Origin of the sequence: Halopenitus sp. H-Gu1 (assembly GCF_041821145.1) — an archaeon.
Lineage (GTDB): Archaea > Halobacteriota > Halobacteria > Halobacteriales > Haloferacaceae > Halopenitus.
In genome coordinates, this window is sequence record NZ_JBGUBC010000012.1 from 85,863 (window position 1) to 99,708 (window position 13,846).

General features: G+C 64.1%; 17 protein-coding genes. 8 read left to right on the forward strand and 9 right to left on the reverse strand.

Annotated elements, in window-relative coordinates:
• Nucleotides 1–9: 9 nt before the first annotated feature.
• Nucleotides 10–573: a peptidylprolyl isomerase gene (locus tag ACERIT_RS10475; protein WP_373674800.1), complete on the forward strand. Its 564-nt coding sequence runs from the start codon at nucleotides 10–12 to the stop codon at nucleotides 571–573.
• Nucleotides 574–643: 70 nt separating this feature from the next.
• Here the strand turns inward: ACERIT_RS10475 and ACERIT_RS10480 are convergent, their stop codons facing one another.
• The 3 genes from ACERIT_RS10480 to ACERIT_RS10490 all read right to left on the reverse strand — a co-directional run bounded on the left by ACERIT_RS10480 (nucleotide 644) and on the right by ACERIT_RS10490 (nucleotide 3,477).
• On the reverse strand, nucleotides 644–1,093 hold the full coding sequence (locus ACERIT_RS10480) for a universal stress protein (protein ID WP_373674801.1): 450 nt from the start codon (nucleotides 1,091–1,093) through the stop codon (nucleotides 644–646).
• A gap of 51 nt (nucleotides 1,094–1,144) precedes the next feature.
• A complete protein-coding gene (gene mdh / locus ACERIT_RS10485) occupies nucleotides 1,145–2,059 on the reverse strand; it encodes a malate dehydrogenase (protein WP_373674802.1) in 915 nt (304 codons plus the stop codon).
• A gap of 110 nt (nucleotides 2,060–2,169) precedes the next feature.
• Nucleotides 2,170–3,477: an O-acetylhomoserine aminocarboxypropyltransferase/cysteine synthase family protein gene (locus ACERIT_RS10490; protein ID WP_373674803.1), complete on the reverse strand. Its 1,308-nt coding sequence runs from the start codon at nucleotides 3,475–3,477 to the stop codon at nucleotides 2,170–2,172.
• A 155-nt stretch (nucleotides 3,478–3,632) separates the two neighbouring features.
• On the opposite strand from ACERIT_RS10490, the gene ACERIT_RS10495 reads away from it, so the two are divergent.
• Nucleotides 3,633–4,766 (forward strand): 60S ribosomal export protein NMD3, encoded by a 1,134-nt coding sequence (locus tag ACERIT_RS10495; RefSeq protein ID WP_373674804.1) that lies wholly within the window; start codon nucleotides 3,633–3,635, stop codon nucleotides 4,764–4,766.
• Nucleotides 4,767–4,814: 48 nt separating this feature from the next.
• Here the strand turns inward: ACERIT_RS10495 and ACERIT_RS10500 are convergent, their stop codons facing one another.
• The 4 genes from ACERIT_RS10500 to ACERIT_RS10515 form a co-directional block, all read right to left on the reverse strand.
• Complete coding sequence (locus ACERIT_RS10500) at nucleotides 4,815–5,009, reverse strand: UPF0175 family protein (RefSeq protein WP_373674805.1); 195 nt, start codon at nucleotides 5,007–5,009, stop codon at nucleotides 4,815–4,817.
• A 369-nt stretch (nucleotides 5,010–5,378) separates the two neighbouring features.
• Nucleotides 5,379–7,262, reverse strand: a complete 1,884-nt coding sequence (locus ACERIT_RS10505; RefSeq protein WP_373674806.1) for a helicase C-terminal domain-containing protein — start codon at nucleotides 7,260–7,262, stop codon at nucleotides 5,379–5,381.
• 65 nt (nucleotides 7,263–7,327) lie between these two features.
• The gene (locus ACERIT_RS10510; protein ID WP_373674807.1) at nucleotides 7,328–7,564 is read right to left on the reverse strand and encodes a hypothetical protein; all 237 of its coding nucleotides are present in this window, start codon (nucleotides 7,562–7,564) and stop codon (nucleotides 7,328–7,330) included.
• A 236-nt stretch (nucleotides 7,565–7,800) separates the two neighbouring features.
• Nucleotides 7,801–8,361, reverse strand: a complete 561-nt coding sequence (locus tag ACERIT_RS10515; RefSeq protein ID WP_373674808.1) for a hypothetical protein — start codon at nucleotides 8,359–8,361, stop codon at nucleotides 7,801–7,803.
• Between the two features lie 211 nt (nucleotides 8,362–8,572).
• On the opposite strand from ACERIT_RS10515, the gene ACERIT_RS10520 reads away from it, so the two are divergent.
• The 4 genes from ACERIT_RS10520 (at nucleotide 8,573) to cmk (ending at nucleotide 11,312) form a co-directional block, all read left to right on the forward strand.
• Nucleotides 8,573–9,379 (forward strand): hypothetical protein, encoded by an 807-nt coding sequence (locus ACERIT_RS10520; RefSeq protein ID WP_373674809.1) that lies wholly within the window; start codon nucleotides 8,573–8,575, stop codon nucleotides 9,377–9,379.
• A gap of 2 nt (nucleotides 9,380–9,381) precedes the next feature.
• Nucleotides 9,382–10,194 (forward strand): hypothetical protein, encoded by an 813-nt coding sequence (locus ACERIT_RS10525; RefSeq protein WP_373674810.1) that lies wholly within the window; start codon nucleotides 9,382–9,384, stop codon nucleotides 10,192–10,194.
• Nucleotides 10,195–10,277: 83 nt separating this feature from the next.
• Nucleotides 10,278–10,607 (forward strand): transcription factor S, encoded by a 330-nt coding sequence (locus ACERIT_RS10530; protein ID WP_373674811.1) that lies wholly within the window; start codon nucleotides 10,278–10,280, stop codon nucleotides 10,605–10,607.
• A gap of 90 nt (nucleotides 10,608–10,697) precedes the next feature.
• Nucleotides 10,698–11,312 (forward strand): (d)CMP kinase, encoded by a 615-nt coding sequence (cmk, locus tag ACERIT_RS10535; RefSeq protein WP_373674812.1) that lies wholly within the window; start codon nucleotides 10,698–10,700, stop codon nucleotides 11,310–11,312.
• 17 nt (nucleotides 11,313–11,329) lie between these two features.
• Here the strand turns inward: cmk and ACERIT_RS10540 are convergent, their stop codons facing one another.
• Nucleotides 11,330–11,995, reverse strand: a complete 666-nt coding sequence (locus ACERIT_RS10540) for an alpha/beta hydrolase (RefSeq protein ID WP_373674813.1) — start codon at nucleotides 11,993–11,995, stop codon at nucleotides 11,330–11,332.
• A 15-nt stretch (nucleotides 11,996–12,010) separates the two neighbouring features.
• Nucleotides 12,011–12,409: a DUF5778 family protein gene (locus ACERIT_RS10545; protein WP_373674814.1), complete on the reverse strand. Its 399-nt coding sequence runs from the start codon at nucleotides 12,407–12,409 to the stop codon at nucleotides 12,011–12,013.
• 57 nt (nucleotides 12,410–12,466) lie between these two features.
• On the opposite strand from ACERIT_RS10545, the gene ACERIT_RS10550 reads away from it, so the two are divergent.
• The gene (locus tag ACERIT_RS10550; protein WP_373674815.1) at nucleotides 12,467–12,970 is read left to right on the forward strand and encodes a hypothetical protein; all 504 of its coding nucleotides are present in this window, start codon (nucleotides 12,467–12,469) and stop codon (nucleotides 12,968–12,970) included.
• Between the two features lie 136 nt (nucleotides 12,971–13,106).
• Entirely contained in the window at nucleotides 13,107–13,763 is a 657-nt protein-coding gene (gene serB, locus ACERIT_RS10555; protein ID WP_373674816.1) for a phosphoserine phosphatase SerB, read from the forward strand.
• Nucleotides 13,764–13,846: the final 83 nt, after the last annotated feature.

The following is a 13,846-nucleotide window of genomic DNA, read 5'->3' on the forward strand; positions in this document are numbered from 1 at the left end:
TCCGGACGTATGACGGAAGACGATTCAGAGAACCCGACGGCGACGATCCACACCACTCACGGCGACATCGAAGTCGAACTCTTCGCCGAGCGTGCCCCGCGGACCGTCGAGAATTTCATCGGACTGGCCGAGGGCGCAAACGACTACGAGAACACCGAGATCGCCCCCGGAACCGGCGCCTGGGAGGACCCCGAGTCGGGCGAAAAACGGATCGATCCGCTGTATTCCGACGTCGCCTTCCACCGCATCATCGACGACTTCATGATCCAGGGTGGCGACCCGACGGAAACCGGTCGCGGCGGTCCGGGCTACCAGTTCGACGACGAGTTCCACGACGATCTCGGCCACGACGGCCCGGGAATCCTTTCGATGGCCAACTCCGGTCCCGACACCAACGGATCGCAGTTCTTCATCACCCTCGACGCCCAGCCCCACCTCGACGGTCGCCACTCCGTCTTCGGACAGGTCACGGACGGGATGGACGTCGTCGAAGAGATCGGTTCGCTCCCGACCGACCGACAGGACGCGCCGATGCCGGATGTGGCGATCGAGTCGATCGACGTCGATCAATAATCGATTCGGTTCGCGGCTTGGAACGCTGCTTGGATGGTCGAGTGACGGTGCGGTAGTCCGGTGCGCTTCCTTACTCGACCGCCGTTTTCACGATCGTGACGGGATCGCTTGCTCGACGAGCCACGCGTTCGGTCACGGAGCCGAGGAGCTGGCGGTATTCGCCCGAGCGCTCCTTCGTGCCCATCACGATGAGATCGATGTTCTCCTCGTCGATGTATTCGAGGATCGTCTCGTGAGGCTCGCCATGGACCACCTCGGTCACGACCGGTTCGACGCCGGCGTCGGTCGCCTCCGCCCCGATCTGGTCGACCGTTTCCCGTCCGAATTCCTCGAGGGTCCGTTCGACCCCCTCGAACTCGTGGACGAACTCGTCCCCGGGATAGGCGTTGATCACACCGTCGTCGACCACGAAAAGGACGTGTAAGGCGGCGTCGTATCGCTTCGCGGCGTCGATCGCGTGTTCGGCCGCCCGGTCGACGCCCTCGCTCCCGTCGGTCGGCAACAGGATTCGATCGTACATCGAGTAACCGTTCGTCCGGCCGTCGCTTAAAAGTATGCGAGGCCGCGTCCGTTATACGATCTTCGTATACTGTTCGGAGAGCTTCGTTGCGGCCTCCGCCATCAGGTCACGCTCGTAGTCGTCGAGATCCCACTCGACGACTTCCTCGACGCCGTTCGAGCCGAGCCTGGCGGGAACGCCGAAGGCGGTATCCTCGTGGCCGTACTCGCCGTCGAGAACGACCGAACACGGAAGCACCTCGCCGGTGTCCCGCAGGATCGCCTCAACGACGTGGGCGACGCCCGTGGCCGGGCCCCATTGGGTTGCCCCCTTGCGCTCGATGACGTCCATCGCCGACTCCTGGAGATCGCCCAGGATCGCCTCGCGCTCGTCGGGATCGAAGCCCGGATCACGGCCGTCGACGCGCACTTTCGAGAAGACTGGAACCTGTGCGTCGCCGTGCTCGCCGAGGATGGTCGCCTCCACGTTCTTGACGGGCGCCTCGAAGCGCTCCGAGAGAACGTATCGGAAGCGAGCCGAATCGAGCCGTCCGCCAAATCCGACGACTGCGTTGCGGTCGCGATCGCCGACCTCGTAGAGGTGACGGTTGAGGAGGTCGACCGGATTCGAGGTGGTTACGGTCACGAAATCGTCGTTGTACTCGGCGATCGACGACCCGATGTCCGCCATGATCGGCGCGTTGTCGCCGGCGAGATCGATCCGCGTCTGGCCGGGCTGGCGTGGGATCCCGGCGGTGATCACGACCACGTCCGACCCGGCGGTGGCCTCGTAGCCGCCCTGTCGAACCGTTGTGTTCGAGTCGTAGGCGACGCCGTGGTTGACGTCGGCCGCCTGTCCGATCGTCTCCGGCTCCTTGTCGGGGATGTCAACGAAGACGAGCTCGTCCGCGATATCCCGCAGCGCGATGTCGTATCCGGCGGCGGCGCCGACGGTCCCGGCAGCGCCGACCACGCTTACTTTGGTCATGCCGTCTGAAGGGGGGAGCGGAATCCCCCTAATCGTTTCGACGAACGGCTACACCGAGACGCGACTGAAGATAGAGGGACGAGCCGTCTCGTCTCGGTGGGGCCCGACGCTCACTCGGTTGCGGTCTCGATTGCCTGATCCAGGTCCGCGAGGATGTCCGCAGGGTCCTCAAGGCCGACCGAGAGCCGGACCATGTCCTCGGTGACGCCGGCCGACAGCAGTTCCTCCTCGGTCAACTGCTGATGGGTCGTCGAGGCGGGGTGGATGATGAGCGTCTTCGCGTCGCCGACGTTGGCCAGAAGCGAGGCGAGTTCGGTGTTCTCCACCGTCGCCTTCGCTGCATCGTACCCGGCCTCCAGTCCGAAGGTGATCATCCCACCATAGCCGCCGTCGAGATACTCGCTTGCGGCCTCGTGGGTCTCGTGGTCCTCGAGACCGGGGTAGTTGACCCAGCTCACCTCGGGGTGGTCATCGAGATGTTCGGCGACGATCTCGGCGTTCTCACAGTGTCGATCCATCCGGAACGGGAGCGTATTGAGCCCCTGGATCGTCTGCCAGGAGTCGAAGGGAGACTGCTGGCAGCCGAGATCGCGCAGGCCGCGGGCGACGGCGGCATAGGTGAACGCGGCGTCGCCGAATCGCTCGGTGAAGTTGACCCCGTGGTAGGCGGGATTTTCACCGGCGATCTCCGGATACTTTTCGACGTTTTCGCCCCACGGGAAGCTGCCGCCGTCGACGAGGACGCCGCCGATCGTGGTGCCGGCACCGTGGATCCACTTGGTAGTGGAGTGCCACACGAGATCGGCACCGTGTTCGAGCGGGTTACAGAGGTACGGCGTCGCAAACGTATTGTCGACGAACAACGGCGCGTCGTGTTCGTGGGCAATCTCGGCGATCGCCTCGATGTCGGGCGTCACCAGCGCGGGGTTGCCGATCGTCTCAAGATGGACGTAGGCGGTGTTCTCGTCGATCGCCTCGGCGTAGGCATCGACGTCGAGCGTGTCGACGAACCGCGTGGAGACCCCGCGACGCTCGACGGTGTGGGTGAGGTACGTGTAGGTGCCGCCGTAAAGCGAGGAGGCGGAGACGATGTTGTCGCCCGGCCCGGCGAGCAGGAACGTCGCGAGGTTCAACGCGGCCATCCCGGAACTCGTCGCGACGGCGGCGATACCCCCTTCCAGGGAGGCGATCCGCTCCTCAAGAACCGCGTTCGTCGGATTCATGATCCGCGAGTAGATGTTGCCGGGCTCCTCTAAGGCGAAAAGCGACGCTGCGTGGTCGGCGTCATCGAAGGAGTAGGACGTCGTCTGGTAGATGGGCGTCGCTCGCGCGCCGGTCGTCGGGTCCGGCTTTCCGCCGGCGTGAAGGCTCCGGGTCGCGAACCGTTGCGTCTCGTCGTCCGCTGATTCGTCTGCCATACCCGTTTCCTCGACCGCCGTCGTGTTAAAGACACGCGGCCCCTGCAGGTCCTGCCGACGTTCCGGAGCCGTTCTCACGTACGGCTTCGGTTCGGCGTCCCACGCGACGCCCCGATTCGGTCTATTTAACCGAGCGAGCGACCTACTGTCGGGCGATGAGTCAGTCCCGGGAGTTCTGTCCCCGCTGTGGCGATCCGGTCCCCGAGCGCGCCGAGCCGCTTCCTGGCCGACCGCGCACGCGAGAGCGAAAGCTCTGTGACGACTGTTATTTCGAGGACTTCGATCTCGTCGACGTCCCGGATCGGATCGAGGTGCTCGTCTGTTCCGGCTGTGGCGCGGTCCGCCGCGGGAATTCCTGGCGGGATGTCGAGGCGCGCGATTACACCGACGTCGCGATCGAGGAGACTGCGGAGCGCCTCGGCGTTCACGTCGACGCCCAGGAGGTCGAGTGGGGCGTCGAACCCGAGCAGGTCGATGAGAACACGATCCGGATGCACTGTCACTTTTCGGGGATCGTCAGGGGAACTCTCCGTGAGGAGTCCGTCACCGTTCCCGTCAAAATTTCCCGGGGAACCTGCGATCGCTGTGGCCATATCGCCGGCGGGTATTACGCCGCGATCGTCCAGGTTCGCGCGGACGGCCGCGATATCACTTCTCGGGAGCGACAGCGCGCCATCGAGATCGCACGATCACACGTGGCGGCCCAAGAGGAGAAAGGCGACCGTGAAGCCTTCATCACGGAGATTGACGAGACCGACGACGGCCCGAACATCAAGATCTCCTCGAACGGACTCGGACAGGACGTCGCGACCCGGATCACGGAGCGACTTGGCGGGAGCTTCGAGTCCTATCCGACCCTCGTCACCGAGGATACCGACGGCAACGAGGTCTACCGGGTCACGTTCGCCATTCGGCTTCCCCGGTTCGCCCCCGGCGAGGTAGTTGATCCGAACGACGGCGACGGCCCCGTTCTCGTCACCGGCGTCTCAAAACGGGTTCGGGGGATCCGTCTGGCAAGCGGCGAGGAGTACGCTTCCGAGTTTGAGGAGGGGGCGGCCCCCGAGGCGGACCGGATCGAAACTCACGAGGATGCGGTCGAGACGACCGTGGTGACCGTCGAGGACGAACACGCCGTCCAGGTGCTCGATCCGGAGACATACGAGGCCGTCACGGTTCCAAATCCCGAGTTCTTCGAGGCCGACGCCGACGCGGCGCTCGCGGTGAAATACGACGGCGAGGTCTATCTGCTTCCGGATCAGGATCCTTCGAGGATCGACGAGGACGCGTAATCGAGAACGCGTGAGTGTGTGAGCGAGATCCCGCGTTCGACGCGGGAATCAGTCGGCGCGTGCGGGCGTCGCGTCCACACGCCGTCTCGTCGACCGTTCAGATTCGTCCACGTCGATGCCGTGCCGTTCCAACTGTTCGAGGAACTCGCTCTCGTCGATCCCGGCCCGGGATGCCGCTTGCGACAGTGTCAGCGTTCCCGAGTCGTACAGCGTGAGCGCCGTCGACAGCCCGTGGAATGCCATGTTTCCTGATGGGTCGTGATTGATTATGAATGTTACTATGTCCTAGGGGGGATATTCAGACCTTATATGATATAAGGCCACATTCGAGAAGCGGCGATGACACGAATGCATTTAAGAGTCATTCGAAGATCGGGAACGACGACAGCCGTCGACCCGGTCGAACCGTGGACACAGGAGTTATGTCCGCCTGCGGTCCTATTCGGAACATGGACCGACAGAAATTCTTCGCGCTGTTCTTCGCGTTCCTGATGGTCAGTTCGATGGTTGCCTGGGGCGTCTCGCTCATCTAGCCAGGACCTCATCGTTCACCGACTTATCGGATTTCCCTCCTTCGTTGAGGCCCGCGCACGCTTCTCGTGACCCGACTCCTCAGCCGTCGCCCCAGACGTCCGAGAGGGGATGGTTTTCACGCCGCTTCGCGTCGCGTTCGGATCGGGTGTCCGACCGGTTTTGATCGCTGACGTCGTTCGATCCCGTCGTCCGATCGGTGCGATTTTCCCCTCCCTCGCGGGTCGACGGCGGGGTCGTTTCGGCGGTGGACGGGGCGGTAGTTGGAGTCGCCTCGATCCCTCCGAGTGCGGTCTCGGGATCCACCTCGGGAAGGTCGGGCGTGGACATCGCCCGGATCTGGTCCGCGAACCACGGCGGTACGTCGGCGCGTGCGCGATCGAAGAGGTCGAGAATCGAGTCGTCGGCGAGATACGTCGCACCGGCGTCGTCCGGCGCACGCACGACGCGTCCGCACGCCTGGATGACGGTTCGAAGCGCCGCACGGTGGTACCACGCCCACTGTCCCTCCTCCAGGCGTCGGGCGACCCGCGAGTCGTTCGTGTTCAGATAGGGCGCCTTACAGATCACCTGCCAGCGACACAGATCGTCGCGAAGATCGAGTGCCTCCTCCATCTTCACCGAGACGAACACTTCCGGATCGTCGCTCGCCTTCCAGGTCTCGAGTTCGTCGTCGCGAGTCACCTTCGTGTGTCGGCGCAGCCGCGGCGCCACGCCGAGATCGCCAAGCCGATCCACGAGCCGGTCGGCGATCGCGTACGAGTGGGCGTGGATCAGTCCCTTCTCGTGGGGATGTTCCGCCATCAGCCGGACGATCAGGTCGGCGATCCGGGGGATCGTCCGGTCGCGGTGTTCGTAGGTCATCTTTCCCTGCGTGACGTCGTACAGCGGCCGATTCTCGAGCGGGAAGGTGTGATCGACGTCCACGAGCGCGACGTCGTCGGGATCGAGACCCACGCCGCGACAGAACGCCTCCTTCGAGAGGATCGTCGCCGACAACAGCGCGAACCGGTTCCCTCGATCCCAGACCGTATGTCGGAGATAGCGGGCCGGATCGAGCGGCTTGATCGTGATCGTCGTTCCCTCGCCGCCGGGCTGGTCGACGACCCACGTGGTGGCGCTTTCCCGGTCGCGGTAGTCCTCCAGAAACCACCCGAGTTCGCCGATCAGCTCCTGGAGGCGGTCGCGGCGAGCGACCTCCTCGGCGTCGAGTTCCGATCGTCCGACGAGGTCGTCCTTTGCGCGCTCACAGACGTCACGCAGTTGCTCGACGAACCGGGCGGTGCGATCGAGGGGGCCGTGATCGCTGTTCGATCCGGCATCGGAACGGGGCTCGGAACCGGAGATGTCGGGCACTCCCACGTCTTCCCACACCGGCACTCGATCCGGCGAAAGCTCGATCGTCGCGTACATCTCGGCCCACTCGGCGAGGCCGTGCGCCTCGTCGATCACGACCACGTCGCGTTTCCCGAACACCTCCGATCCGGCCGTTTGCATGAAGTACGCGAGCGTCATGGCGGCAAACCGCCGTGAAGAGGCGATCGCTCGGTCGGAAAAGTACGGACACCGGTGTTTCACGCTGCAGTCGAACCCACGCTGGCGAGCGCAGGGCGCACGGTTGACGGGGGTGTCGTGTTCTCCCGGCAGAATGCAGGCGTAATTCGACTTGCCGCGGATCACGTTTAGATCCTCGAGGAGTTCGTCGGCCGCGACGTCGTCGAGTTGGGAAACCTGGGGTGTCGTGTAATACGCTCCGGTCGCCTGCCGCGGATCGGCCGCCTCGACGGTCCGTGCACCCCCCATGATCGACCGGGCGAGAAGCGACTTCCCGCTGCCGGTCGGCGCGCGGACGAGGACGACCTCGTTGCCCGTCGCGAAGGCGTCACGGATATCGTGGAGGGCTTGCTCCTGGGCACCGCGAAAGCTCGGGGCGGGGAACTCCGTGAGAATCCGGTCGGGGTCCACACTTTCGGGTCCGTTGCGATCGGAGTAAACCTATCGGAAGACGGGAGCTAGCCGGACACGCCGATTCACTCCGTGTGGTCCTCGTTCTCACAGGAACTTCGAAGCCGTTCGACGTCGGCGGCGACCGGCTCTCGATCCTCGGGAAGCCGCTCTACGCATTCGAAACAGAGGAAGAACTCGGAGCCGTCGACGAGTTCGAGAGTCATCCCTTGGGTAGACTCGAACGCGAAGCTCCAGAGATCGCCGATCCCGCCCGCGATCCGGATCTCGGATTTACAGACTGCACACGACTGCGTCGCCATGCTTACGATTTGAAACGCCGACGGATAGGCATGTCGACCGGTTGGGAATCCACCCTTCACTCGGTGCATGCGTCTGTACGCCCGTGCATTTGTCCGTTCGATTCCCTGCCTTTCCCCTTCCCTCCCCTCCCTGCCTTTCCCCTCCCCTCCCCTCCCTGCCTTTCCCCTCCCCTCCCTGCCTTTCCCCTCCCTTCCCTTCTGCCCGTCCGCAGCGATACGGCGGTCACGCCGAACCCTCACGGGCGCCAGGATTCCGCATCGAGGAGCCATAACGTACCGACGGCGATGACGCCTCCGGTGAGCCCGGAGAGTACAGTGAATCCGGGGGCAGGCGACAGGAAGATCGAAGCGAGGAGAACGACGGATCCGACCAGGAGAACTGGCGTGTGCTGGCGGATCGTGGCGATCACGATCGGAGCGACCGCCGTTCCCGTGATCGCCGTCATGAGAACGAAGGTCCCCGCCGGCGTGATCTCCGGGATCGGCGAGGTCGTCGCGATGAGTCCGGCCCGAATCCCGAATCCGATCACTCCGATTGCACTGGCGACGGGGATCGCGGCTGCAGACCACGGGGTCACGGACCGACCGGCGATCGCGACCGCCGCGGCCGCAAGGAGAACGACCCCGACGACGAGAAGCGCAGGCGAGAGGATCGATGTGCCGGTAGTCGGATCCTCGAGGATCGACCCGAGCGCGGACGATCCACTCGCGTTCCAGACGGCGATCGAGCCGCCGGTCGCGAGGATCCCGGCCGGAAGGAGAACGATCGCGCGACTGCGGCGACTGAGTCGTAACATACCGAGGACGCCGATGTCCGACCTGAAAAGTCGCCCGGTAAGGGTGGATGCGTGCCTATAAAAACGTCCGCCATCAAAATTAGTCCGTGTTGGGGCCGGATCGAACCCGTTTCGGACGATTGCCGTTCGAAACGACGATCATCGGTACGATCACGCGCAAGCTTACTTATGTACCGCCGTCGAAAGGAACACGATAGATGGGTCTGATCCGATGACGCTATCAGCGGGGGACGACTGGCCGGAGGACTTGGAGGATCTCCAGAGCGACGGCCAACGGGAACTGCTCGCACGAGCCATCGTCAACCTCGCGGAGGAACGCGACATCGATGTCCCCGACGCCGAGACGATCGAGAGCATTCGCTCGGATCTCCAAAGCGTCGAACGCGACGTCGAGACCGTTGAGCGCGACGTCAATGGGCTCGACGCCGACGTGGAGACGCTTGAAAACGAACTCGATGAGAAGATCTCGGACGTCCGAAGCCGTGTGATACAGGTCCTCAAGGAGGCCGAATCTCGCTCGCCCAAGGACCATGATCATCCGGAACTCGCCGAGGAGATCGACGGAATCGCGTCGGCGCTCGACGATCTGGTGATGCGGATGGACGGCTTGGAGGACGACTACGCGGCGACGGAGGCCCTGAGCGAGTCGGTCGCGGATCACGACGAGCAGCTGGCCGACTTCGAGGTGAAACTCACCCGGGTGGCAAAGGGGGTCGTGAGCACGCAACGGCGGCTCGGGAAGCTGGAAGCGCTTCGCTCGCGCCGGAAGGCGCTCGAGGACATCCTTTCGCGGGCGAACTATCACGGGATCACGAAGGCCGCCTGCGAGAACTGTGAGGAGACGGTCTACGTGGGCCTACTCGGCGAGCCGCGGTGTCCCCACTGTGACAGCCACTTCGCATCCGTCGAGCCGAAATCCGGCTTCTTCGGGAAACCGTGGCTCACCATCGGCGATCGCCCGGCGCTGGAAGGCGAGATCGAGGGACCGGACGACGCCGAGGACATTCTGGAGGACTGAGGATGGACGACGACGCCACCGACCCTGACGACGCCGGAGATCCCACCGACAGCGCCGATTTTGACGACCCTGGTGCGGATTTTGACGACCCTGACACCGACGATTCCGACGTGGATGACGCCGACCGCGAGCCGATTGATCTCTCGGAGAGGCACGAATCGGAAGCCACCACCGACTGGACGTTCGGTCCGGTCGATGAGTCCGGAACAAACGATGAATCGGCTGGAACAAGCGATGACTCGGCTGGAACAAGCGATGACTCGGCTGGAACAAGCGATGAACTGGCTGAAACCGACGAGCCGGTCGAAGAGGTATCGACGGAGCCGACGGACGCCGATCGCGTGGTCGGTCTCGACGAGACGATGTCGGAACTCGAGACTGGCTCGGACTCGATCGAGGCGGATGTAGCGGGCGATCCCTTCACGGAACTCGACGCGGACGACGGGTTTTCGGCTTCGGCAGCGGATCGATCCGGGTCCGATTCGACCATCGAGGACGGAGACGACGATCCCTTCCAGCAGATGGACGTCGACGTGGTGACCGACGACGTCTGGGAGAGCCTCGATGCGGAGGGATCGAGCTTCGAGATCGGCGGGGAGGCGAAACTGGTCGATGAGGACGAACGTTACGAGGAACACCTCGTCGCGAAGCGACAGTACTGTCACCGCTGTCCTCACTTTAGCGCCCCCCCAACTGTCGAATGCAACCACGAGGAAACGACGATCGTCGAGGTGATCGGTGTTGACGAATTTCGGGTGCGAAACTGTCCGATGGTGACCGATGGCGAACCGGAATTCGATCGCACCGACCGATAGTCCGAGCCGGCAGTCGGCGACGTCGCCTGGCGGAACGAACGGTTCAAACGGCGTGAACGTATATCATTAGAGACGAGTCATTAATGCAATTCTGTCAGGAGTGTGGATCGATGATGGTGTCGGTCGACGGAGAGATGGTCTGTCAAAACCCCGACTGCGGGGCCACGAGCAGTCGTGACGACGACCTCGCGGAGCAGTTCGTCTCGACCGAGGAACAAAGCGACGACGACCTCATCGAGACGGAGGAGGGAGCGAACTTCGAAGGGAAGCCGACCGCCACCGACGTGACCTGTGACGAATGTGGCCACGGCGAGGCGTGGTACACGATCAAACAGACCGGCAGCGCCGACGAACCGCCGACGCGATTCTTCAAATGCACGGAGTGTGGACATCGGTGGCGCGGATACAACTGATCGTCTCCGTTCGCGCCCGACCCCCTTCACTGTCCCATCTCTCCGCGTCGATCCCTACCCTTACCCGTCTTGCGCGAGACAACCCCCGTAATGACCACGGAGGACGACGTCGCCGACCGGCGCATCGACAGCAACCTGTTTATCACGGTCTCGGGACCGCCGGGATGTGGCGCGACGACGCTGAGTGAGAGCCTTTCGTCGGCGCTGGATTGTGGCTACGTTTCGGGTGGAGAGATATTCCGCGAGATCGCGGAGGACCGTGATATGAGCCTGTCACAGCTGGTCGCCAAAACTGGCGAGTCCCAGGACATCGACCGTGAACTCGATCGTCGGCTCCGGCGGATCGCCGAAAAGTGGGGTGCGGCAAACAAGGCATTCGTCCTCGAGTCCCGTCTCGCGGGCTGGATCGCGGGCAACCGCGCCGACCTCCGCATCTGGCTCGACGCGCCCGAGGAGGTTCGCGTCGAACGGACTGCCGACCGCGAGGAGATCGGGGCGGAGATGCGCGTCCGCGAGGTGATCGAAGCCCAGCGATACGAGTCGTACTACGACATCGACATCACCGATCGATCGATCTATGATCTCTGCGTAAACACCGGTCGCTGGACCGCGGACGGCACGCTCGCCGTTGCTCTGACGGCGATCGAGGAGTACGATCCCGAACGGGACGAGGGAGCGATCCCGACTCCGGATCTGGAAATATAGACGTCGGTTCTCGGGAGCTATCGCTCCGATCGGAACCGATCGAGGAACCACTCGCCGATCGTCTCCCCGACCCGCTCGACCTGTCCGATGAAGAAATGGTCGGCGGCGACCTCCGTGAGCGTGATCGTCTCGGGCGGACGGTTCGCCTGGATCTCGCGTGCGCGTTCGACGAGAGACTCCCAGTCCGTGGTGGTGTCACGCGTCCCGTGGACGATCCGGATCGGACACTCGATGTCGTCGAGTGCCGCCACTGCGTCGATGTCGGGATTGAGGCGCGGTGCGGGCGCCAGTGCTGCGACCCCCGACAGGTCCTCGCGGTCCGCCGCCGCCACGAGCGCGAGACAGCCGCCGAAGGAGTAGCCAAAGAGTCCGATGTCCGCATACCGATCGAACGCCCACGCGAGAGCGTTGTCCGTGTCGGCCAGTTCGCCGTATCCTTCATCCCACTCTCCGTAGTCGAATCGTAGGCAGTCGACGCCGAAGTCGGCGACTACCGTGGAGACTGCCTCGAGACGTTGATCGCCGCGATGGCCGCCGTGTTGGGGATGTGGCGGGCAGGCGACCACGCAGGCGTTCGGGGGTGACTCGCTGTCTCCGTCGCCGTCCGATTCGATCGCGCCATGATCGAGCGTTGCCCGGACGTCGCGCCCGCCCGGGATCGGGACGTTCTCGGAGTCGGTCATGCCATGACTCGCGATTCAGGGGACGGGCGTGACGCGGTCGACGCCCTCCAGTCGCTCGATCCCCTCGACGATCGCCTCCTGATCGGCGTCAGCCTCGTAGTAGAAGACGAGATCGAAGGTCCCCTCCCGGAGCAACTGTTGACACTCCCAGACGAACGATTCGTCCTCGAGGGTGAGTCCCTGAAACTGGTTCGAGGAGAACTCCGGATCGTCGTTGCCGGCCTCGATGTAGGTCTCGCCCGTGCTGGCCGCCTCCGCGATCACGTCGTTGATCGCGACGGTCAGTTCGTGCATCTCCAGATCGGATCGGCCGTCGTACGTGGAGTGAACGATACAGCCCTGGAGATCGATATCTCCCGGCTCCAGAAGTGCCATCGTGCGCTGATAGAGGTCGTCGTCCAGCGTCTCGCTCATTATCAGGGGTTCGATCGCGTTGGATAAACGAATGGCGATCCGAGCGTCCCACGAGCGATGGCTTCTGACCGTAGTCCTCAACGACGTCTCGCCGCGATCCGTCGGACGATCACTCCGACTGGATGGCGTCCGGCCGTCGGGTTCGCGCTCGTCGTGCTCGTCGTCTCTATCGTTCCAGTACCCGGCGGGGCCTCACATGGCACGGTATTTCCGACGGTCGGTTCGGTCCAGATCGATCCGTTCGTCGTGAGCCATTTCCTCGCGTCCGCGATCCTGGCTGCGCTCTGTCACCGATCGCTGGCGGATCGCAACCGAACGGATCCCTCGGCCTGCGCGGCCTCGGTACGGAGACGATCTCGCCGTCGTATTCTCACCACGGCTGCGATCGCGGTCGCAATCGCTGCCGGCTACGGTGCAGCGATCGAGACCGTTCAGATACCGGTTCCCTGGCGGTCCGGCGGACTCTCGGATGCCGCGATCAACGCCATCGGTGCCCTGTCCGGCGTGTTTGCTCGCTCGGTTCGGGCGTGGGCGAAGACAGGCGAGAGCGAGGTGCGGTGACGATGGCGGTTGCTGTGGGATATGGACGATACGAGGCATGACGACGGACGGAACGCCGGTCGCCGCGTCGACCGCGGCGATCCGGGGCTCGAGGTAAAATCGTCGCGATTTAACCGGCACGCCGCAAAGCGCGCGTATGCGACTCATCGCGTTCGACTTCGACGGGACGCTCTCCGACTCCGAGATGACGGTGTTGCTCGCCGAACGGGCCGGCGTCGCCGAGGAAGTCGCCGATATCACGGAACGGGCGATGAACGACGAGCTAAGCTACGCCGAGAGCCTCTATCAGCGTGCCGCCCTGCTGGAGGGGCTCTCCGCGGAGGACGTCTCGGACGCCTTCGACCGCGTCCGGATTCGTCCCGGTGCCGCCGAGCTGATCGCTCGATTGCGGGAGGCCGGACACCACGTCGCCATCCTCACGGGCGGCTTCGAACGCGGCGTTGAGGCCGCTCTCGCCCGCGAAGGCGTCGACGTGGATACGATCATCGCCAATCGGCTCCCGCAGTCGGGCGGGCGGCTAACCGGAGACGCCGAGGGACCGCTCATCGAGGGCACGAAGGATACGGCACTCGAGGAGCTCGCCGAGGAGGTCGACCTTCCCATGGCTGACACCGTCGCGATCGGGGACGGGGCAAACGATCTCCCGATGCTCGAGGTCGCGGGCCTCTCCGTCGGGTTCGTCCCGAAGCCGGCCGTCCGTCCCTCCTGTGACGTCGTCGTCGCCTCGATGGCTCGACTCGGTTCCGTTTTCGAGGGGTATCGCGTGCTCCCGACGGCGGAGACGCCCGAGTGACCGGTGTAGAGATGTCCCCGGTGACGGTCGGATGAGGATGAGCCGTCGAACATCCGTGTCGCTGGGAACTCGTCGCTGGGAAC